The organism is Acinetobacter sp. YH12069 (assembly GCF_013419675.1).
In the GTDB taxonomy this organism is placed as follows: Bacteria; Pseudomonadota; Gammaproteobacteria; order Pseudomonadales; family Moraxellaceae; genus Acinetobacter; species Acinetobacter amyesii.
The window spans coordinates 1-21,287 of sequence record NZ_VOZS01000027.1 but is presented as its reverse complement, the minus strand read 5'-3'; the positions used below and the strand labels follow the sequence as shown (position 1 = coordinate 21,287).

The 21,287-nt window shown below is 40.6% G+C and carries 18 protein-coding genes; 10 read left to right on the top strand and 8 right to left on the bottom strand.

The genetic code is table 11. The features are described from left to right. Genes bioC through FTU16_RS14725 form a run of 3 tightly spaced genes read left to right on the top strand, consistent with a single transcriptional unit; the run spans position 1 to position 1,928 of the window. Entirely contained in the window at positions 1-789 is a 789-nt protein-coding gene (bioC, locus tag FTU16_RS14735; protein ID WP_180163556.1) for a malonyl-ACP O-methyltransferase BioC, read from the top strand. Continuing rightward, positions 786-1,430, top strand: a complete 645-nt coding sequence (gene bioD / locus FTU16_RS14730; protein ID WP_180163555.1) for a dethiobiotin synthase — start codon at positions 786-788, stop codon at positions 1,428-1,430. Before bioC ends, bioD begins: the two co-directional genes overlap by 4 nt. Positions 1,431-1,469: 39 nt before the next feature. Continuing rightward, the gene (locus FTU16_RS14725) at positions 1,470-1,928 is read left to right on the top strand and encodes a nucleoside deaminase (RefSeq protein WP_180059468.1); all 459 of its coding nucleotides are present in this window, start codon (positions 1,470-1,472) and stop codon (positions 1,926-1,928) included. 104 nt (positions 1,929-2,032) lie between these two features. On the opposite strand, the gene FTU16_RS14720 is transcribed toward FTU16_RS14725, so the two are convergent. From FTU16_RS14720 to FTU16_RS14700, 5 genes are all read right to left on the bottom strand, one after another. Continuing rightward, positions 2,033-2,446, bottom strand: a complete 414-nt coding sequence (locus FTU16_RS14720; protein ID WP_078190075.1) for a biopolymer transporter ExbD — start codon at positions 2,444-2,446, stop codon at positions 2,033-2,035. Positions 2,447-2,464: 18 nt separating this feature from the next. After that, entirely contained in the window at positions 2,465-2,890 is a 426-nt protein-coding gene (locus tag FTU16_RS14715; protein ID WP_078190074.1) for a biopolymer transporter ExbD, read from the bottom strand. Positions 2,891-2,904: 14 nt separating this feature from the next. Continuing rightward, positions 2,905-3,768, bottom strand: a complete 864-nt coding sequence (locus tag FTU16_RS14710; protein WP_078194237.1) for a MotA/TolQ/ExbB proton channel family protein — start codon at positions 3,766-3,768, stop codon at positions 2,905-2,907. Between the two features lie 28 nt (positions 3,769-3,796). After that, complete coding sequence (locus FTU16_RS14705; RefSeq protein ID WP_180055273.1) at positions 3,797-4,495, bottom strand: energy transducer TonB; 699 nt, start codon at positions 4,493-4,495, stop codon at positions 3,797-3,799. A 148-nt stretch (positions 4,496-4,643) separates the two neighbouring features. Then, on the bottom strand, positions 4,644-7,355 hold the full coding sequence (locus tag FTU16_RS14700; RefSeq protein WP_180163554.1) for a TonB-dependent receptor: 2,712 nt from the start codon (positions 7,353-7,355) through the stop codon (positions 4,644-4,646). Between the two features lie 774 nt (positions 7,356-8,129). Between FTU16_RS14700 and FTU16_RS14695 the strand changes: the two genes are divergently transcribed. From FTU16_RS14695 to FTU16_RS14670, 6 genes are read left to right on the top strand one after another with little or no spacing between them, the layout of a single operon-like run. Continuing rightward, positions 8,130-9,857, top strand: coding sequence for an ABC transporter substrate-binding protein (locus FTU16_RS14695; RefSeq protein ID WP_180128855.1), 1,728 nt, complete (start codon positions 8,130-8,132; stop codon positions 9,855-9,857). A gap of 16 nt (positions 9,858-9,873) precedes the next feature. Next, positions 9,874-11,688 carry an ABC transporter substrate-binding protein gene (locus tag FTU16_RS14690; protein WP_180163553.1) on the top strand — a complete coding sequence of 605 codons (1,815 nt, stop codon included), beginning with the start codon at positions 9,874-9,876 and terminating at the stop codon, positions 11,686-11,688. A 23-nt stretch (positions 11,689-11,711) separates the two neighbouring features. Continuing rightward, positions 11,712-13,727, top strand: coding sequence for a M3 family metallopeptidase (locus FTU16_RS14685; protein WP_180163552.1), 2,016 nt, complete (start codon positions 11,712-11,714; stop codon positions 13,725-13,727). Positions 13,728-13,737: 10 nt separating this feature from the next. After that, positions 13,738-14,676: an ABC transporter permease gene (locus tag FTU16_RS14680; protein ID WP_078190067.1), complete on the top strand. Its 939-nt coding sequence runs from the start codon at positions 13,738-13,740 to the stop codon at positions 14,674-14,676. Between the two features lie 7 nt (positions 14,677-14,683). Continuing rightward, positions 14,684-15,823, top strand: a complete 1,140-nt coding sequence (locus tag FTU16_RS14675; protein WP_078190066.1) for an ABC transporter permease — start codon at positions 14,684-14,686, stop codon at positions 15,821-15,823. Positions 15,824-15,836: 13 nt separating this feature from the next. After that, positions 15,837-17,576: an ABC transporter ATP-binding protein gene (locus tag FTU16_RS14670; protein WP_180163551.1), complete on the top strand. Its 1,740-nt coding sequence runs from the start codon at positions 15,837-15,839 to the stop codon at positions 17,574-17,576. 50 nt (positions 17,577-17,626) lie between these two features. On the opposite strand, the gene rluB is transcribed toward FTU16_RS14670, so the two are convergent. Genes rluB through FTU16_RS14655 form a run of 3 tightly spaced genes read right to left on the bottom strand, consistent with a single transcriptional unit; the run spans position 17,627 to position 20,174 of the window. Next, a complete protein-coding gene (gene rluB, locus FTU16_RS14665) occupies positions 17,627-18,745 on the bottom strand; it encodes a 23S rRNA pseudouridine(2605) synthase RluB (protein ID WP_180163550.1) in 1,119 nt (372 codons plus the stop codon). A gap of 41 nt (positions 18,746-18,786) precedes the next feature. Further along, positions 18,787-19,383, bottom strand: a complete 597-nt coding sequence (gene scpB, locus FTU16_RS14660) for an SMC-Scp complex subunit ScpB (protein WP_078190063.1) — start codon at positions 19,381-19,383, stop codon at positions 18,787-18,789. Further along, on the bottom strand, positions 19,380-20,174 hold the full coding sequence (locus FTU16_RS14655; protein WP_180128844.1) for a ScpA family protein: 795 nt from the start codon (positions 20,172-20,174) through the stop codon (positions 19,380-19,382). Before FTU16_RS14655 ends, scpB begins: the two co-directional genes overlap by 4 nt. 339 nt (positions 20,175-20,513) lie before the next feature. Here FTU16_RS14655 and FTU16_RS14650 point away from each other — a divergent pair, with 339 nt between their 5' ends. Continuing rightward, positions 20,514-21,203, top strand: a complete 690-nt coding sequence (locus FTU16_RS14650) for a GNAT family N-acetyltransferase (RefSeq protein ID WP_180163549.1) — start codon at positions 20,514-20,516, stop codon at positions 21,201-21,203. Positions 21,204-21,287: the final 84 nt, after the last annotated feature.

The window sequence follows — 21,287 nt, the reverse complement described above, 5'->3', positions numbered from 1 at the left end:
GTGAATAATTTTGAGATTGATAAATGCCAAGTGGCGTTGCGCTTTGCTCAGGCAGGGCACAGCTATGCTGAACATGCCGTAGCACAAAAAGAGATTGCTCAACATTTATTTGAGTTGATGCAGCAGTATTGTCCAAAGTTGCAAAATCACCCCGTAGAAACCGTTTTTGAAATTGGATGTGGCTCGGGGAATTTAAGCCATTTAATGCTGGAGAATATGCAAATCAATCATTTGGTTTTAAATGATCTGTATGCAGAAATTCAACAGCATTTTCCGTCAAGTCCGCAGATTCAGTACAGACTTGGAGATATCGAACAACTTGAATTTCCACAGCATATCGACTTGATCGCAACTAGTTCGGCTTTGCAATGGGTAGGGAACTTTGCGGGCATTGTTGAAAAAGCCTTTCAAAATTTAAATCCAGGGGCATATTTTTGTTTTTCGACCTTTGGAAAGCAAAATTTACAGGAAATAAAAGCTTTGACTGGGCAGGGTTTGGACTACCTCGATGTTGAAATGCTTCAAGCCATATTAAGTCAAAATGGTTTTGAAATTCTGCATCTTTCAGAGCAGACAGCGGCATTATATTTTGATCATCCAAAGCAGGTTTTGCAGCATTTAAAAGCGACAGGTGTGACTGCGACAGCATCACATTTCCGATGGACGAAACAATCGCTCTTTGATTTTTATTCAGCATATCAACAGTTTTCTTTGCGTGATGAGTCTGGGCAGATGCGTTATGCACTGACCTATCATCCGATTTTTTGTATTGCACGGAGAATGCCATGACAGGGCAAGTTTATTTCATTAGTGGGATCGATACAGGCATCGGTAAAACATATACCACGGGCTATTTGGCTAAAATATGGAATGAACAAGGGGTGCGAACGATCACGCAAAAGTTGATTCAAACAGGCAATGTCGATATTTCTGAGGATATAGAACAACATCGTCAAATTATGGGTACGAGGTTGTTGGTCGAAGATGAAACCAAACTTACGATGCCTGAAATATTTAGTTATCCTGCGTCGCCACATCTCGCCACCAAACTCGATGGGCGTGACATTGATTTTGCTAAAATTGAATACGCGACAAAACGTTTAACTGAAAAATATGACAACGTTTTACTCGAAGGTGCGGGAGGGTTGATGGTGCCATTGACTACGGACCTTTTAACCATCGACTATGTTGTAGAGAAGCAATATCCCGTTATTTTGGTGACTTCGGGGCGTTTGGGCAGCATTAACCATACGATTTTAAGTTTGGAAGCACTAAAAAGTCGTGGCTTAGCACTTTATGCACTGGCTTATAATTTAAATGATGAATCGCAAGATGCATTGATTTCTAGAGATACTGCTGAATATTTAAAAGCATATTTAGCCAAACTCTTTCCAGAGGCGTTATGGATTGATGTTCCTGTATTGGCATAATGGGCTAACTCTATATATTGACAATGATAGGGTGTAATTATGACGGATCATGCGTTTATAGAACTTGCGATTCAACTTGCGAAAGAAAATATTGAGCAAGCTGGTCGACCATTTGGTGCTGTGATCGTTAAGCATGGCGTTGTGGTGAGTACAGGGGTGAATCAAATATTAATCTCAGGCGATCCCACATCTCATGCCGAGTTAAATGCATTAAGACAAGCCGCACAAAATTTAAATACGACGTCTTTGAAGGACTGTGTCGTTTATGCGAGCGGACAACCGTGTCCAATGTGTTTGGCGGCTCTGCGAATGGTTGGAGTTGAAAAAATTGTGTATGCCTATTCAAATGCTGATGCAGAAGCCTCTGGTTTATCTACAGCAGAGATTGCCGAAAAATTAAGACATGAACCACATGAACAGCAAGGGTTGAGTTTTAGTCAGTTAAAGCCAAACTCTGATCATGAGCTATATGATTTTTGGAAGCAGAAAAATACTTAATAAATACTATGTGTTTATTTCTGAGTCACTAACTGTATAGATTTCTGTGAAGAATTAAAAAAGCCAACTGAGGTGATCAGTTGGCTTTTTTTGTTGGGGAGCAATTATTGATTTGCTGAGACCCCAATTTTTTTGACATTCAAACGTTGTGCTGCGGCCATCACCATTGCGACATCTTTATATTCTGTCATTTTGTCAGGTTGCACTTTGATCGTATCCTGATCTGCTTGTTGTGCAACACCAGCAAAAAGTGTTTCTAAAGCTTGCTTATTGGCAACGGGTTGACCATTCCAAAATAATTTACCTTGTGCATCAATGCGTAAAGTGACCGGCTCAGGCGGCTTTTCATTGGTTGGCGGTGGCGTACCGTTTGGCAAATCAATATTGATCGAATTATTTGGAATTGGAATTGTGATAATAAACATAATGAGCAAAACCAACATCACATCGATCAATGGCGTCATGTTGACGTCCAACATAACATCATCGTCTTTATCGGAACCGACATTCATTCCCATACCTTGTCCCTCATCCGATTATGGTGCGGCAACAGGAGTAGTGACAAAAGCAATTTTGCCAATTCCTGCTGCTTGTGTTGCACTAATGACTTCATCAATCGCTTCATATTTTGTCACCTGATCGCCACGGATATGAACTTCAGGTTGCGGACGCTTTTTAGCTTCCGCTTGTAGTCGACTGATCAGCGTATCTTTATCTGCAATGTATTTTTCATTCCAGAAGATATCGCCATTTTTATTGACAGCAATCTGAATATTGATCGGTTTGGTTTCATAAGGAGTGTTCTTTTCCTCAGGTAACTTCACCGGAACTGTATGGATTGCAACAGGTACTGTAATTAAGAAAATAATGAGCAGTACCAACATAATATCAACCAAAGGTGTTGTATTAATGGCTGAAATTACATCATCTTCGTCACCATCTGAATTGACCATCATTCCCATGGCTGATGCCTCTCTTATTTGGTGTCGTTATTATTGTTTTTGATCTCACCGCTTAAAAGTACGGTGTGTAGATCTGAACCAAAGGTACGAACATTATCTAGAACTGCCTTATTACGACGTGTTAACCAGTTATAGCCAAGAACCGCAGGTACTGCTACAGCCAAACCAATTGCCGTCATAATCAGGGCTTCACCGACTGGGCCAGCAACTTTATCAATAGATGCCTGACCTGAAATACCAATTGCCGTTAAAGCATGGTAAATACCCCAAACTGTACCGAACAAACCCACAAATGGTGCAGTCGAACCGACAGTTGCGAGAAAAGCCAATCCACCACTTAAATGGCTTTGAATTTTATCGATAGCACGCTGGATTGAAATAGTCACCCATGTGTTGAAGTCGATACGTTCCAGCAGATTACCGCCATGTTTTTTGGTTGAATTAATGCCTTTTTCTGCAATAAAGCGGTATGCACTCGATTCGTCTAAGGTTTCTGCTGCGCTATCAATTGAAGCAGCATCCCAAAATTTAGCTTCGGCTTCTTTGCCTTGACGTTTAATTTTAGCTTGTTGAATAAATTTAGTGACCATGATGTACCAAGTTCCAATCGACATCAGGACCAAGATAAAGAGTGTCGATTTAGCAACGATGTCACCTTCACGCCATAGTGCTTCTAAGCCATACGGGTTATAGACTTCTTTGGTTGCTGTAGGCATTGGTGGCGGTGCAGGTGTATTTGTTGTATTCGTAGTTTCTACTTGTGTTGTTGCAGTATTTGCAGATTCTTCAGCAAATGCTGCTTGCAGTGGGAGTAATGTACTTGTTACTAAAACTGTAGCAGATGCAAAAATACGCGCAGATTTCATCATTTTATTCATTTATATTCTCCAAATTTTTGTAGATTCATTAATCAAGTTTAAATTCGTATTCAATATCAAACCAATCTTCAACTGGCTCACCATTTTTGAGTGCAGGCTTAAATGTACATAAGCTGAATGCTTTGCTAGCAGCCTTATCTAGAGATTTAGTACCACTCGATTTTTTGACCTTCACTTGTTTCGCACTGCCGTCAGGCCCAACCAATACAGAGATGCGGACAGTTCCTACTTCTTCTGCCATTGCAGCTTCACGAGGGTAATCTGGTTCTTTACATCCAACGCTTCCCTCAGATGCACCACGTGTTTCCCCAGCTGGTTTTGGAGCAGGGGCAGGAGCGGGTGCTGCCGCAGCGACTGGTGCAGGTGCTGCAACAGGGCTAGGAGATGGGGAAGCTGTAGGCGTAGGTGTTGAAACGGCTTTAACTGTTTGAGTTGGTGCAGCTTTTTCAACGACCTTTTGTTCAGGTTGAGGGTCTGGTGTTTTGAGCACTTCCTTAACGAGTTTTGGTAATTCAGGTGGTTTCTCAATTGGTTTCGGTTTTTCTGGCTCAGGTTTTTTATCTTGAATAATGATTAATTCAACAGGTTCTTCTACAGTTTTCTCACCTTTTTTGGAAAGGCCAGTAATTAATCCGTAGAGTACAATGAGATGCAGAAGAATGACTGCCCCAATTCCGATCAGGCGTTTGCCGGAATTATTTTCTAATTCGGAAAAGCTTTTGCCCATTACTACTCCTGAAATGTGAGACAAACAATCAATAGTGAAATTGGCACTTGAGATATAAGTGTTTTTTGCATTTTTTATGTTTGACTAATTAATTAAATAAATAGTGCAAGTACGATTCCTATTGGAATCGTACTTGCAAATTTAGCTTTTAGAACTTGTAAGTACCGCGGACATAGAATGTACGACCAGTAGGATCGCTATAACGTGGGTCATAGCCATATTGGAAGTTATCTAAAACGTTCGATGCTGCAGGTTCTTCAGCAAAGATATTTTTGATACCACCAGTGAGCTCTAAGTTTTTAAATCCACTGTAAGTTGTTGCAATGTTATAAAGGGTGTAGTCAGGAACACGATGTTTGTCGAACTGTGCTTTCCCAGTTTGGTTTTGGTCGTCATAACCACGGAAGAACTGTTGTTCAAAAATCATTTTCCAGTTTTCATAACTCCAGTTTAGATTTGCTGTGTGTTTCCAACGTAAAACAGCTGGATCGTCATACACGCCAACTAAGCCTTCCCAAGCACCATCTTTTTCTTCTTGATAGTCATTTTTGATGACATAGGTACCATTAATGCCAAAGCCGAAACGACCTGTCGCGGTTAATGGTGAAAGATAATCTAAGCTAATGTCGATACCTTGAGTTTTAATACCCCCTGTATTCATTAGAATGGTATTGATGTATTCAATACGACCATCGGCACCACGCACGAATAATGAAGCATATTTCTCAGGATCTTCAAAAATTGAAGTTTCACCCACTTGGCCAACTAATTCGTCAATTTCAATGTTGTAATAATCAACAGCTAAAACTAAGTTTTTAATTGGTTCGTAAACAAAACCAGCGGTAAATGTTTTAGATTCTTCTGGCTGAAGATCTGGGTTACCACCTTGCATACGGTAGAACTGAGTATTACATTCGGTTTGATATTGAGGTGAAGTTGGATTACCGCCTGGACAAAGGACAGGGTCGTTATATTTTGCGCCAGTGTAGGTTTTGCTTTGTTGCGCATTAATTTCCCAAAGGCTTGGAGCACGGAAACCAGTACTGTATGTACTACGGAACATAAGTTGCTTCATTGGTTCCCAACGAATACCGACTTTTGGATTGAAAGTGTCGCCAAAATCGCTGTAGTCGTCATAACGTGCTGCAAGTTGAGCTTCAATCGTTTTGGTAATTGGAATTTGAAGCTCAGCAAAAGCGGCAGTAATATCTCGGTCACCTTTACTCAGAGGTTTGTCAGGGTCAATACCACTACCCGGTACAAGGCGTACTAACTCAGAGTTAACTTTTGCTTCCCAATCTTGAGTTGTAAAACTTCCACCAAATGCAAAACCAACATCACCAGCTGGTAAGGTGTAAATCGGGCGGCTCACGGTAAAGTCAAATGTTGTGGAATCAAGTGTTGCTTCGTTTGTTGTACCACTCACATTTAAAGAGTTCCAAACGTTAGCATCTGCAGATGGACCAAATGGGTTGATTGTGCCGTCATTTAATCCTTCTTGTAGTTTGTTACGATTTAAGTATCCACTAACAAAGCTATCCGATGCTTCGCCTTTTGCGTAAGTTACGCCACCGTTGATATCCCAACCATATGCTTCACCTTCAAGTCCAGCAAAAATACGATGTGATTCATTGATAGATTGTGAAACACGGTTGCCTGCTTGAGAGCGTAAGTAAAGTTGTAATGGATCACCACTTAGACCATCAACACCAGGGGTAATACCCTCGCCTGGATAATATTGACTGCTTTTAGGAATCGTGACAGAGCGGCTGTAGACGTCTGGAGCAATAGAAGTCGTCACTTTGCTTTTTGCATAGACATATTCACCAATAGCGTTGAAGTTATCGCTAAGTTTGATGGTTGCACGACCAATTGCAGACAAGTCCTCAGTTTCTGGCTGAATACCAATTAAAGCTTGCGTATTGAGGAAGCAGAGTCCGCCATCTTCAGTGACATTGGTTAAATTATTACAATTGGCTGCACCACCATACGGGTTCGCTAATACACCTTCAGGATTTCCGTCAGCATCTAAAGCCCCGCCGTTTGGATCAAGAAAGTTAGCAGGGAAGCCATTTGCTGAACCAGCATCGATACCTAACTCAGGTAGAAGGCCACCACGACGGCTGACTTTACGGTCTTTTGCCATAATTTCTTTGGCTTTACGGTAGTCAATTGCGCCATAAACGTTAAAACCTTGTTCATCTAAGTCGCCATAGCCACCAAAAATCGAAACATCGTATTCTTCGCCGCCTTTATCTTCTGGTTTGAGTAAACCACCGCTAATACCTAAGCCTGTGTATTGTTTTTTGGTAATAAAGTTAATTACACCTGCGATTGCATCTGCACCATAAATTGCAGAGGCACCATCACGTAAAACCTCAATACGTTCGACCATTGCAAGCGGAATGGTATTTAAGTTGGTTTCAGAGGTACTAAATGGGCTATAAGCCAAACGACGTCCATTAAGTAGGACAAGGGTTTTATCTGATCCTAGGCCACGTAAGTTCGCTGTTGAGCCTGATGTATTACTTGCACCAACGTTTTGCGCTGTACTGTATCCCGCTTGGTTCGCACTAATTTTTATTAAGGCTTCTTCAGTCGTTGTAACCCCTTGTTTAGTTAATTCTTCAACTTTAATCACCGTAATAGGTGAAGAACTTTGAGCAGAAACCCCTTTAATGGATGAACCAGTCACAGTTACTTTGGCTACTTTCGTTGGCTTAACTGTTTCTTCTTCATTTGTTTCTGCTGCATGCGCTAAAGATAAACACAGCATACTTAAACTAAGAGTACTTAATTTAAGTATTGTTTTGCTAAATGGTGTGCCCCCCACAGATTTAGCATTTTTTTTCTCTTTCATAGTAAAAGTATTCCTTTTTGTTGTAGTTAGCGATATTGCTTGATTCTTTTTAAGCAATTCAAGTGCCAAATTTATATTTAAATTTTATTTTCAAATATAAAATACTAATAAATATCTACATTATTGGTTTTAAAGTGGAGAAATTTAAGATGAACGGTAAGTATATTTTTTTAAAGTTATCCTTTTAATTAGGTTTTATTAGGAATTTAACTTTTGATCAAAAAAAAATTTAAAAACATGATTGGGTGCAAATTAAACCTCAAAAAGTGTGATTTAATTCATATTTATGTGTTTGATTTATAAGGCTAATAAGATAAATAAATAAAAAATAAAAAATTATAAATTCAGTGGCTTAGTTGTCTTTTATCTGTCATTTCATCTGATCGTGATCCATTATGAATCAGGAATGTATTATATTTGTGCAGAATGTGCATGGATGAGTACACATCCAAGAGTTGAATTTTTGATAAAAACGAGCTTTACTCGGAAAGTCACTATTAGTATAAATTTATCTTAAAAAATGAATTTAAAAGGATATTTAATTCAGATAACTTTCAACCAAGGAGTGGTGGCATGAATTTCGCTTTATATTAATTGCTGTATTAAGTTCTACGTTTAAAACTCAATTTAAACTGGATTGTTTTATTTTAGTGAGGGTGGCTTTATTTAAAGTCTGCTTGCGGCTTTGTATTATTAAAAAATCATCAGAAAGGAAAAGGTTTGGAAACTAGAAAATTTAAAATAGCGCTCCTTGCATTATTAATTTCAACAGGGATGATGGCCGAGGTTCAAGCTTCTGCACAATCGAATAAAGTTTTAAATATTGCATTTGAAGCACCGGATGATGGTTTTGATATGGTCAAAACCTATAATTATTATAGTGGCAATATTGCGGAAGCCATTTTTGAACCCTTATTGAAATATGACTATCTAGCACGTCCTGTTGTTCTTGTTCCAAATACTATTGAAGCGATGCCAAAGATTGAACAAGAAGGAAAAGTCTATACCTTCAAAATCAAACGAGGCATCCATTTTTCAGATGATCCAGCCTTTAAGGGAAAAAAACGCGAGCTAGTTGCGCAAGATTACATTTACGCGATTCAACGAATTTTAGATCCAGCTAACCGTTCTCCGACCTATTCATTTATTGATGGCAAAATCTTAGGAGGGGATGCGGTCGTTGCGGATGCAAAGAAGTCAGGAAAATTTAATTACAATGCGGCTATTGCCGGCCTAAAAGCGATAGATCCTTATACTTTGCAAATTACTTTGACGCGCCCTGACTATAATTTTCAATATATTTTGGCCTATGTTACGTTTGGTGCAATTTCAAAAGAAGTTGTTGAATTTTATGGCAATAAAATTGCACAGCATCCTGTGGGAACAGGACCGTATCAGCTCAGTAAATATGTTCCACGTAGCAAGATAGAATTGGTTGCAAACCCGAATTATCGTGGTTTTGTCTGGAATTTTAAATCGACAGGCACCGCTTGGGACAATCAGTTAGTTAAAGAAATGAACGGGAAGAAAATGCCACAAATCGGCAAGGTTTCCGTCAGTATTATTGAAGAAGAACAGTCACGGTGGTTAGCATTTAAAACAGGGCAGCTAAATTTTGATAAATTGACCTCAAATGCTGTCCCACAAGCCTTAGATTCTCAAAATAAACTTAAGCCTGATATGCAAAAGCTCGGCATTAAGCATTATCCAAATAAAGACGCTGAAATCACCTACAGCATGTTCAATATGCAAGACCCGCTTGTCGGTGGTCAAAGCCTTGAAAAGATCGCTTTACGCCGTGCCATCAGCATGTCATACAATCAAGCTGAATCGATTAAACAGTTATATCAAGGGCAGGCCGTAAAGGCTGAAATGTTTTTACCAGAAGGCGTGAGTGGCTTTAATCCAAAATATCGCAGTAGTTTGGGATATAATCCATTGCTGGCCAATAAATTACTGGATCGATTTGGGTATAAGAAAGGTGCTGATGGTTATCGAACCTTGCCCGATGGTAAAGCGTTGATCTTAAAAATAAATACTGAAAATAGCTCTAAATCAGTGATTCAATCTGAGTTGTGGAAAAAAAATCTCGATGCCATTGGGATACGGGTACAGTTTAAGGTCAGTAACTTTGCTGACAATTTAAAAGAAGCAATGCAATGTAAATATATGATGTGGTCTGGAGCGTGGATTGCAGATTATCCTGAAGGGGAGAACTTTGCTCAATTACTATATGGGCCAAATTCAGGACAAGGGAATTTAAGTTGTTATCAATCTAAAGCTTATGACGCATTATATAAGCAAGCTATTGTGTTGAAACCTAAAGATCGTGAACCTTTTTATGAAAAAATGAACCGTCAAATTGAAGCGGATAACCCTTGGATTATCCATTCTACACGGATTCGTAATTGGTTAATTCACCCTGAAATTCAGGGGTATAAAACACATCCAATGATGAACACCAGTTGGCAATATCTCGATATTCAGCCTAGTAAAAAATAATTGAGTCAGGATTACAATGAAGCGAAATTCGAATTTTACGCTAACCAAATTTGCTACAGCGTGTTTGATGGGGGGAGTGTTGTTCACTACGATGCCGACATTAGCATTGGCAAAGAATCCAGCAGATCCAAATAAAGTTTTACGTCATATTTTCCCTGTCGCAGAAACAGGTTTTGACCCAGTTGGCGTACATGATCTGTATTCTGCACATGTGAATACCTCAATCTTTGAAACCTTATATACCTATGACTATTTAGCATCACCGGCAAAGTTGGTTCCTAAAACGGCTGCTGCGATGCCAGAAATCAGTGCTGATGGTTTGACTTATACCATTCGCCTGCAAAAAGGCATTTTTTTTGCTGATGATCCTGTATTTAAAGGCAAAAAAAGAGAATTAACCTCGGCTGATTATGCATATACCTTTAGACGTTTAGTCGATCCACAACTTCGTTCACCAAACAGTTGGCTACTTGATGGTCGTATTTTAGGGATGGAGAAGGTTTTAGAAAAGGCAAAAAAAACAGGTAAGTTTGATTATGATGCGCCCATTGAAGGCATACAAACCCCTGATCGGTATACCCTTGTCATTCGTTTAAATTCTCCAGATCAAAACTTTCCAATGTTATTGGCTCATCAACCTGCATCGGCTATGGCACGTGAAGTGGTCGAAAAATATCGAGACAAAGCGGGTTTTGTGATGGGTAAACCGGTGGGTACAGGGCCATATATTTTGACGCGCTGGACACCTGGCTCACGAATTATTTTAAAGGCCAATCCCAACTATCGTGGTTTTGTCTGGGACTTCAAGGCATCAGATGCCAAAGATGAAAAGATTGTAAAAGTCATGCAAGGCAAAAAAATGCCGCAAATTGGCGTGATTGATATTCAGGTGATGGAAGAATCACAATCACGTTGGTTGACCTTTGCAAAAAATGAAGCGGATTTGTTGGTACTAGATGGAGATTTGTCGGTACAAGCCTTAAAAGATGGAGAGCTAAAGCCTGAGTTGGCTAAAAAAGGCATCCAAATGTCGCGGATTTCTGACCCCTCTATCGACTATCACTATTGGAATATGCAAAACCCTGTGGTTGGAGGTTTTAGTAAAGAAAAAATTGCATTACGTCGTGCAATGGCGATGGCTTATTCAGCAGATAATCAAATCAAAATTTTGATGAATGGTGATGCACAAAAATTACAAAGCCCAATTCCACTCGGCGTTGTCGGTTATGACCCGAATTATAAGTCGAGTATTCCATACTCAGTTAAAGCGGCAAATTTATTGCTCGATCGTTATAACTATAAAGTCGGCGCAGATGGCTGGCGTACTCAACCGAATGGTAAACCGCTTACGATTGAAATGACGATATCGGGCAATAGTAGCCGTAGTCAGCAGTTGGGTGAATTTTGGAAGAAAACTTTAGATAGCATCAAAATTAAAATGACAACAAAGTCGATGCCATTTGCAGAAGCTTTAAAAGCCGAAAAACAGTGTCAAACAATGTTTAAAGCATCTGCGTGGATCGCAGACTATCCAGATGCAGACAATTTTATGCAATTGTTCTATGGCAAAAATATCAATGTCACCAACAACGGCTGTTCAAAAATTCCTGAATACGACCGTTTATATGAACAGACGCAGCGTATGGAACCGGGACCGGAGCGTGATGCAATCTATCGGAAAATGTCACGCATATTAGAAGTGTACATGCCTGTCCAAATTAATTATGCACGTTACCGTAGTGTGTTGTCGCAACCACGCGTGATTGGTTATAAAAAGCATCCAATTTTGGCAACAGAATGGATGTACATCGATATTGACCCGAAAAAATAAAATGGAACAAAACTGGAGAAATTATGAAAAATAAAGCTTTGAAACTCACCACCCTCAGTATGTTGATGATCGGCGCTAGCCAATTCGTTCAAGCCGAAGATTCAATACGGAGTACTTTGCCAAAGTTCCAAGCCAAAGAAATACCTGCGCTGTGTGATGCCAAAATTCAGCAAGTGAAAACAGATTTAGCGGCATTTGAGCAAAAAAAGATAAAAAATAATGCAAAAGCAGCACCTGTTTTGGCGGAGTGGGATCATATTTTTGCCAAATTTGAAGATTTTTATGGACCAATCGGACTATATAGCAACGTCGATCCTGATGAGGTTTTACGTAAGGCTGCGGAAGATTGTGAAATTAAAATTATGGAGTTTCAAACTTCGGTTTATCAAAATCCAAAACTTTATGAGCAAATTAAAAAACTCAAAACCAATGACGAAATTGATAAAAAAATGCGTCAGGACATCTTGGATGGTTTTGAAAATACAGGGGTACAATTTACACCTGAAAAACGTGCTCGTTTGAAAGCTATCTTTGATGAATTAGCAAAAATTGAACAAGAATATGCGCGTAATGTACGAGATAATAAAGAAAAACTGGAGTTTACACCGGCGGAGTTGAAAGGCTTGCCAGACAGCTATATTTCGGGCTTAAAGAAAAATGAAAAGGGCAATTATTTGCTCGGTTTTGAATACCCAGAATACCGTCCATTTATGGAACTAGCAGAAAGCGATGATGCGCGTAAGCGTTACCAAACTGCATTCACGCGTCGTGGTACTGAGAAAAACTTAGTATTGTTAAAGCAAGCAATGGATTTACGTTATGAAATTGCGCAGCTCTTTGGCAAAAAAAGCTATGCCGAATGGGTGTTGCAACACCGTATGGCAAAAGACCCTGAAACAGTGAATAAGTTCTTAGCCGATGTTCATCAAACGGTGGCACCTTTAGAGAAAAAAGAAGTTGAGACTTTACGTGAGTTCAAAGCGAAAAGCCTGAAAATTCCACTCGAAAAAGCTGAAATCAATCGCTGGAGTGAGAGTTATTGGAGTGAAAAACTTCGCAAAGAAAAGTATCAAATCGATCAAGAAAAATTGCGTGACTATTTCCCAACCCAAGCATCTCAAGAATGGATTTTTGCCATTTCATCTGACCTTTATGGCATTGAATTTAAGCCTGCGAAAGTTGATGTTTGGCAGTCAGAAGTTGAATATTATGATGTAAAAGATAAAAAGACCGGTGAGCTGCTTGGTGGTTTATATATCGATAAATACCCACGTGAAGGGAAGTACGGTCATGCAGCTGTTTGGGGCGTAAAAGGTGGTAGTACCTTGACTAAGCGTAAACCGATTTCTGCTTTAGTGACCAACTTTAACCGTAAAGGTTTAAATAGTGATGAACTTGAAACCTTTGTTCATGAGTTTGGTCATGCTTTACACGGTATTTTGTCCAATACACGCTATGCATCTCAATCGGGGACTTCAGTAGAGCGCGACTTTGTAGAAGCGCCTTCACAAATGTATGAAGAGTGGGCACGTCGTAAAGAAACTTTATCTACGCTTGCAAATTACTGTAATCCAGCGTGTCCACCTGTAGATGATGCCCTGATTAATAAATTAAAAGCAGTTCATAGCTATGGACGTGGTTTACATTATGCACGTCAAGCCTTGTATGCAAAATATGATATGGCACTTCACTCATCAGATGCTTTGAGTGTTAAACCTTTAGATGTTTGGAAGAAAATGGAAGGCGAGACAGCTTTAGGCTATGTCCCAAGTACTGAATTCCCAGGACAATTCAACCATATCATGGGCGGTTATCAAGTTGGCTATTATGGCTATATGTGGTCTGAAGTGATGGCACTCGATATGTTGTCTGCTTTCGGAGATAACCTAAATAACCCTGAAGTGGGACAACGCTACCGCAAAACGATCTTGTCGCAAGGTGGTCAATATGAAGCAGAAAAATTGGTGCATGATTTCTTAGGTCGTAAACCTGATAACAAAGCTTTCTTTGATGAAATTACTGGACAACGAGTGAAGTAAGGACAACTTTATGCTGGCATATATCATACGGCGTATATGGCAGATGATCCCAACGATGTTGGGGGTTGTTCTGCTCATATTCTTCTTATTTAACTGGGTAGGTGGGGACCCTGCATATATTCTAGCAGGCAAAATGTCGAACCCAGAGCAAATTGAAAACATCCGTCAACAGTTGGGGGTTGATCAACCCTATTATGTACAATTGTGGATTTTCATTAAGCAGATTTTAACTTTTGATTATGGAATGAGTTGGAGTACAGGTGAGTCGGTGTCAGATATTATTTTGACCCGTCTAGGACCGTCACTGACGATTTTAATTCCTTTAACTATTTTGCAAACGATCATTTCAATTGGTTTGGCACTTGCTGTGGCTTCAGTTCGTGGCACATTAACCGATCGTATGATTATGATGCTTTGTACGATTGGTATGTCGATCAGTATTTTGGTTTACATTATTGTTTTCCAATACGTATTTGCATATCAGTTGAGTTGGTTTCCGGTTCAAGGCTGGAGTGATCACTTTAGCGAAAACTTATTTAAATACGGTTTACTGCCTATATTAATTATGTTGGTGGTGAGTATTGCGCCAACTTTGCGCTTATACCGCAGTTTTGTATTGGATGAAGTCAATCAAGACTATGTTCGAACTGCGCGCGCAAAAGGTGTGGGTGAAAGCCGTATTTTAGGTGTACATGTACTGCGTAACGCCTCAATTCCAATTATTACCGATGTCATGTCGAGTCTACCGGCACTGCTGATAGGCGCTTTCCTGATTGAACGATTCTTTGGTATTCCGGGTATTGGTCGTGAAGTCATTATTGCTGTTGAACGCAGTGACTTCCCTGTCATTAAGGCGATTACAGTCTACGTTGCAGCGGCTACAATGATTTTTAACTTAATCGCGGATTTGATTTATAAACTTGTCGATCCTCGCGTTCAGTTGAAGTAGGTGGCCTATGCTAGGAATATTCAATAAGACCAAAGCAACGGCATCAACACCTGCATCGACTGGCTTGTGGAAGTTGGCGATGCGACGCCTAAAGGCCGATAAATTAGCGATGGTGTCGTTGTTCGTTGTACTGTGCTATTTCGTGGTGTTGCTATTGTCGATGACAGGCGTGGTTGCATCCAATTGGAATAAAGAAGTGGCAGTTAGTTATGCACCTCCAAGTTTTATTGGGGCGGAACTCAATGAAACAGCCAAAACCAAAGCATCAGCAGAAGATATGGCATTGCCTGAAAATCCTGTTGATCCTTTAAAGGATGTAATTGCTGAACTGAATGCAGAGATTGCGACTGAGCAAGGTGGTGCCAATGCAATTGACTACTATGGCGTTGTCGATCCATTAGCAGAAGATATGAAGGCGATTGATCAGCAATTGGGTGGTCATTTGTTAGATCAACAAAGCGAGCTAAAACAAACTTTACCGTTTGGTGCGGATAAATGGGGGCAGGATGTCCTGCAAAAAACCATTAAGGGTGCTGAAACATCTATTATTGTTGGCGTGGTAGCTGCATTACTTGCTGTCGTGATTGGGACAATTTTAGGGGCAATTTCTGGCTACTTTGGTGGTTGGGTTGATGATATTTTAAACTGGTTCTATAACATTTTTACCTCGATTCCGTATTTGCTCTTGGTTCTTGCGATTGCTGCTGTACTACAGCAAAAGGGGATCTTATCGATTGTCCTCATTCTAGGGCTTACTGGATGGACGGGGGTGTATCGTCTGATTCGCGCAGAGTATATGAAACATACTTCGCGTGAATATGTACTCGCTGCCAAAGCGATAGGGGTGAGTCATTTCCGACGCATCTTTGTGCATATCTTTCCGAACGTCAGTCATATTGCATTGGTGCAAATCTCGATTTTAGTGGTGGCCTTTATTAAGTCAGAAGTGATTTTGAGCTTCTTGGGATTTGGTGTTCCTGTTGGGGTTGTGTCATGGGGAAGTATGCTTAATGAAGCACAAAGTGAATTGATTTTAGGTAAATGGTGGCAACTTATCGCAGCATCTGTAGCGATGGCGGTTTTGGTTACGGCATTTTCAATGTTTACTGATGCATTGCGTGATGCATTAGATCCAAAATTGAAATAAGGAGGAGTAAAGGATGACGGAACAAAATCAAACTGTTAAACCAACGCTCCTCAGTGTTCAAAACCTGAAAGTGAGCTTTAAAGCCGAAGATAAAAGCTATATCGAAACGGTCAAAGGAATATCTTTTGACATTCCTGCCAATACAACTGTGGCGCTTGTGGGAGAATCTGGCAGTGGCAAGTCGGTGACCTCGTTGGCAACTATGGGGCTGTTGCCACGTGATCAAAGCCGTATAGATGCAAAGAGTAAAATTATTTTTGAAGGGCAGGATTTACTGAGTCTGTCTCCAAGAGAAATGCGTAATATCTGTGGTAAAGATATTGCAATGATTTTTCAGGAACCGATGTCGTCACTCAATCCTGTCTTTACGGTGGGCGATCAAATTGCCGAAGTATTACGACTTCATCTAGGTATGGGGCGTAAGCAGGCAAGAGCACGGACTTTGGAATTATTGAAGGAAGTAGGTATTCCTTCTCCTGAAACGAAAATTGATGCCTATCCTAGCCAAATGTCAGGTGGTCAACAACAGCGGGTCATGATTGCAATGGCAATTGCATGTGAGCCGAAGTTATTGATTGCAGATGAGCCAACCACAGCACTTGATGTGACGATTCAAAAGCAAATTTTAGATTTACTTGAAGCCTTGCAAAAGAAACGTGAGATGTCGATGCTGTTCATTACGCATGATTTAGCATTGGTAAGCGAAATTGCCGATCAGGTGATTGTCATGCGTCATGGAGAAATCCGTGAACAAGGCTTGGTCAATGAAGTGCTGGATCATCCTAAAGATATCTACACTCGAGCTTTGCTTAAGTGTCGTCCACAGATGTCAGAGCGTCCTTATAAATTACCGATGATCAGTGATTTTATGCGTCAAAATGGTGATGAGCTGATTGAGGATGTGCATTTATCTGAGGAAACCCGTAGACAACGAACGCGTGGTCTTACGGGTAATGAACAGATTATTTTAGATGTCAAAGACTTAAAAAAATCGTTTTATAGTCGCAAGGGTTTATTTGGTAAGGATGAGTATCAGGCGGTCAAAGGTGTCTCGTTTCAACTGGCGAAAGGTAAAACGCTCGGGTTGGTTGGAGAATCTGGCTCAGGTAAAACTACAATCGGCCTTTTACTGATGCGTCTACAGGAAGCGACAGGTGGTCAGGCGCTGTTTGAAGGTCATGATATTTTGGCGATGAGCGAAAAAGAATTTACCCAATATCAGCGCAAAATACAGATCATTTTCCAAAACCCATATGCTTCGCTTAATCCACGTTTTACGGTGGGTCAAATTCTGATGGAGCCGATGCAAGTGCATCAGATAGGGAAGGATGATGCAGAACGAGAGCAAATGGCGTTTGATTTACTAGAGCGTGTCAGTTTGCCTGCCCAAGCATTTTATCGCTATCCACATGAGTTTTCTGGTGGTCAGCGTCAACGTATTGCCATTGCACGATGCTTGACCTTAAAGCCTGAAATTTTGATCTGTGATGAGTCTGTCTCTGCCCTAGATGTTTCGGTTCAAGCCCAAGTTCTAAATTTATTGCAAGATTTACAAGATGAATTTGGTTTGAGCTATATCTTTATTTCACATGATTTATCTGTGGTGAAATATATTTCTGACCAAATCATGGTGATGAACCATGGTGATATCGTTGAAATTGCAAACTCGGATGAGTTGTATCGATCGCCACAGCATGAATATACCAAACGCTTGCTGAGTGCGATTCCACAAACCACTGAACAATTTGTTTAGTGTTGGTATAAAAAACCGCTCAAATGAGCGGTTTTTTTATACTTAAGAAATTAAAATTTCTTAAAGCCTTTGTTGTTTCCGCTAAATGCACGACTTGGCACAGAGTCATTGCGACGCTCACGATTGCCAAAATTGTCGTTACGACGTTCACGGTTACCGAAGTTTTCACTGTTGCGATCATTACGGTTATTGTTGAAACCTTCGTTGCGACGCTCTGAACGGTTAAATCCATTGCCTTGGAAACCACCTTCAGTGCGACCAGTACGACGTTCGCCACGGTTGTCTTGATAACCATTGCTTTGTTGTGGCAGGTTTTCGTCACTGTCACGACGTTGTTGGCGTAAGTAACCACCACGACGTGCTGCCATTGGTTTGTCTTGCATACGTTCAGTACGACGTTTAGCCATACCAAACAGGCCAGTACCTTGACGTGGTTTAAGCTCAACCGACTTGGTCAAGTTGTCGATATCTTGTTTATCTAGCTCGATCCAGCGACCAGTACGTAGTTCGCGTGGCAGAATTACTGAACCATAACGTGTGCGTAAAAGACGGCTCACTTTTAAGCCTTGAGATTCGAAAATACGACGAACTTCGCGGTTACGACCTTCTTTTACGACCACTTGATACCAACGGTTAATACCGTCACCACCAATTTCAGAGAATGACTCAAACTTTGCTGGACCATCATCTAAAACAACGCCTTGTAACATGTTGTTTTTTAACTGAGGAGTGACTTCACCCATGACACGAACGGCATATTCACGTTCGATTTCGCTAGACGGGTGCATTAAACGGTTCGCCAGTTCACCGTCATTCGTGAACAGCAATAGACCTGTAGAGTTGATATCTAGACGACCTACCATTACCCAACGATCACCTGTAATTTGAGGTAATTGTTCAAATACCGTTGGACGGTTTTCAGGGTCATTGCGTGAGCAAATTTCGCCTTCTGGTTTGTAGTAAATCAACACACGGCGACGAATCTCGTCTTCAATTTGGAACTGAACTTTACGACCATCGATGCGAAGCTCATCACCCGGTTCAATACGTTCACCCACTTGGGCAACTTGCCCATTTACGCTCACACGACCAGCGGCAATGACTTCTTCCATATAACGGCGAGAACCCAAACCAACGCGTGCGAGCACCTTTTGCAATTTTTCACTCATGACAGCATAACCTTAGAAATTATCATCAACAGTTCACCTATTTATGACTTCGGTGCATTCGCATCGAGGGCCATAAAAGCTTCCTTGGCATCCTGCAGGGGAGGCAATTGGCCCAAAGAGGTTAGACCAAAAGCATTTAAAAATTGAGGCGTTGTAACTAACAACGCGGGTCGTCCTGGGAGTTCACGAAAACCAGATTCTTTAATCCAGTTCCAGTCAAATAACGTACGTAAAATTTGACTATTGTTGGTCACCCCACGGATTTGCTCAATATCTGCGCGGGTTACCGGTTGATGGTAAGCAATGACAGAAAGAGTTTCGAGCAAGGATGGCGATAAACGAGTTGGTCGTTCAGGCCAGGTCTGTGCAATAATATTACGATATTTTGCACGTACTTGAAAACGGAAACCTTGAGCGGTTTCAACAAGTTCAATTGATCTGCCGTGTTGCAGCATTGAAAGTTGCTGCAAATATTGGCGTAATTCGGTTTTACTGAAACGGTCTTGGAAAGCCTCTTTTAAACGGGCAATACTCACTGCCGCTTCACTGGCAAAAATAATGGCTTCAAGCTGCATCAAAATTTCATGCAGATTATCTTCTGAAGACACCGCAGTCATTTGTTTAAGTTCAGTGTTCATGCACGTGCTCCTTGAATTGCAAGCGGTGCTTCTACACCTGATGCGACAATTTGGACTTTTTGTTGGCGTGTCAGTTCCAACACGGCCATAAATGTCACGACAACACCCATGCGGCCTTGGCTTGGTTTGAGTAAGTCCGCAAAGTCTAATACTTCACCTGACTCTAGCTTAGTTTCAATATAAGCAATACGTTCTTCGAGTAAGACAGGCTCTTGCAAAATTTGGTGGGTAACCGGTTCTGGTCGATTAAAGACACAGAGTATGGCATCACGAAGTAATTCAATGTCATAGCCATCATTGGTTTCGATAATCGTTCCTAAACTGACATTGGTATCGAAAGTATCCCGATCCAATACTGTCATTTGACCTAATCTTTCCGCAGCTTGTTTGATGCGCAAATACGTTTCTAAACGGTCAATCAATTCTTGTTTAGGATCTTGTTCATGTGCCGCGGTCGATTTAGGTTTTGGCAATAATAGACGCGATTTTAAATCGGCCAATAAAGCTGCCATCACCATATAATCTGCGGTTAATTCAATATCTAGAGATTTCATTGCATCCATATAGGACAAATATTGGGATGCAATTGGTGCAATATCGACTTGTAATAAGTCGAAGCCATTTTTTTGAATCAAGTAAATCAGAAAGTCGAGTGGTCCTTCGAAATGCTCTAATAGAATTTCAAATGCAGCGGGTGGAATGTACAAATCTTCTGGAATAGCTTCTTGCCACTCATCCAAAACGCGAATGTGTGGAGCATCTTCCATAGAATTATGGACAGTTTGGTTCATTGCAATTATAGGCCACGCGAATTTTCAAAGGCATGCAGACAGCTTTTGCTTCGATCTCACATCGAAAGTAAAAGCACAAAAGTTATAGGGAATAGTGTAATGGAAAAATGCGTTTAAAGAAATTACTGAACGGTTGAATTGGGTAAAAAACTTAAAATTTATAGGGAATAGGCTTTATTTATACACATGTAAAATTTTAAAGCTGTGATATCGATCACATCTTGTGTTAAATGTAAAAAATACACTCATCACTCAATGAACTCATTTAAGCTGTGATATCTGGATGATGGGCGTCCAACATGAAATGATTTGATTGAATTGACTAAAAGAATATTTGCTATGCCACAACAATATAATCAATGGGGTCAGGCCGTAGGGATGACGTTGGCGCAGTTTGTACCTTGCCAGTTCAGATGTAAAACCGAAGAGGGGCAATCTGTTCGACTTATTCCGATGTTGCCCGATCAGCTTGATGATAGTCTTTTACAGCGGCTATGGCAGACAGTACAACTAGAACCTGATGAACGCTGTTGGACGTATTTGCCTTATTCTCAAATTCAAAGCATGCAGCAATTGCGTGATTATTTTCAGCAATCCTTTCATTTTACCGGTTCGATGCATTATGTCATTGAGGTCGGTGATGCCATTGTAGGGTGGATTGGATTGCTCAATGTACGCCCAGCACATGCTGTCATCGAAATTGGCAATGTCTTTTTTTCAAGTTTAATGAAGCGATCAACCGCCGCAACAGAAACCATTTATCTATTGTTAAAAGCATGCTTTTCAGCGGGATATAGACGGGTGGAGTGGAAGTGTGATGACTTGAACACGCCTTCGAAAAACGCTGCTTTGCGTTTTGGCTTTCAATTTGAAGGGTTGTTTCGTCAACATGTGATTGTGAAAGGTCGTAACCGTGATACCGCTTGGTTTGCGATGTTAGATCAGGATTGGCCAATGTTGTCTCAAGCTTATGCAGCTTGGCTCAATAGTAAGCGTCCGCTGAACACACCTTCTGAATTCATCCTATAAGCCTTAATTTAGTCCCCACTTAGAAACAAGTGGGGACTTAAATTTATGACTACAAATCATCAGACATCCATCGCATCTCTTGCG

What these genes read in the sequence shown, in the direction of transcription:
- FTU16_RS14655 (WP_180128844.1), bottom strand. Translation starts at nt 20,174, where the DNA reads ATGAACCAAACTGTCCATAATTCTATGGAAGATGCTCCACACATTCGC.
- FTU16_RS14700 (WP_180163554.1), bottom strand. Translation starts at nt 7,355, where the DNA reads ATGAAAGAGAAAAAAAATGCTAAATCTGTGGGGGGCACACCATTTAGC.
- FTU16_RS14670 (WP_180163551.1), top strand. Translation starts at nt 15,837, where the DNA reads ATGACGGAACAAAATCAAACTGTTAAACCAACGCTCCTCAGTGTTCAA.
- FTU16_RS14710 (WP_078194237.1), bottom strand. Translation starts at nt 3,768, where the DNA reads ATGAATAAAATGATGAAATCTGCGCGTATTTTTGCATCTGCTACAGTT.
- FTU16_RS14650 (WP_180163549.1), top strand. Translation starts at nt 20,514, where the DNA reads ATGCCACAACAATATAATCAATGGGGTCAGGCCGTAGGGATGACGTTG.
- FTU16_RS14685 (WP_180163552.1), top strand. Translation starts at nt 11,712, where the DNA reads ATGAAAAATAAAGCTTTGAAACTCACCACCCTCAGTATGTTGATGATC.
- scpB (WP_078190063.1), bottom strand. Translation starts at nt 19,383, where the DNA reads ATGAACACTGAACTTAAACAAATGACTGCGGTGTCTTCAGAAGATAAT.
- FTU16_RS14690 (WP_180163553.1), top strand. Translation starts at nt 9,874, where the DNA reads ATGAAGCGAAATTCGAATTTTACGCTAACCAAATTTGCTACAGCGTGT.
- FTU16_RS14725 (WP_180059468.1), top strand. Translation starts at nt 1,470, where the DNA reads ATGACGGATCATGCGTTTATAGAACTTGCGATTCAACTTGCGAAAGAA.
- FTU16_RS14705 (WP_180055273.1), bottom strand. Translation starts at nt 4,495, where the DNA reads ATGGGCAAAAGCTTTTCCGAATTAGAAAATAATTCCGGCAAACGCCTG.
- FTU16_RS14715 (WP_078190074.1), bottom strand. Translation starts at nt 2,890, where the DNA reads ATGGGAATGATGGTCAATTCAGATGGTGACGAAGATGATGTAATTTCA.
- rluB (WP_180163550.1), bottom strand. Translation starts at nt 18,745, where the DNA reads ATGAGTGAAAAATTGCAAAAGGTGCTCGCACGCGTTGGTTTGGGTTCT.
- FTU16_RS14720 (WP_078190075.1), bottom strand. Translation starts at nt 2,446, where the DNA reads ATGGGAATGAATGTCGGTTCCGATAAAGACGATGATGTTATGTTGGAC.
- bioD (WP_180163555.1), top strand. Translation starts at nt 786, where the DNA reads ATGACAGGGCAAGTTTATTTCATTAGTGGGATCGATACAGGCATCGGT.
- FTU16_RS14675 (WP_078190066.1), top strand. Translation starts at nt 14,684, where the DNA reads ATGCTAGGAATATTCAATAAGACCAAAGCAACGGCATCAACACCTGCA.
- FTU16_RS14680 (WP_078190067.1), top strand. Translation starts at nt 13,738, where the DNA reads ATGCTGGCATATATCATACGGCGTATATGGCAGATGATCCCAACGATG.
- FTU16_RS14695 (WP_180128855.1), top strand. Translation starts at nt 8,130, where the DNA reads ATGATGGCCGAGGTTCAAGCTTCTGCACAATCGAATAAAGTTTTAAAT.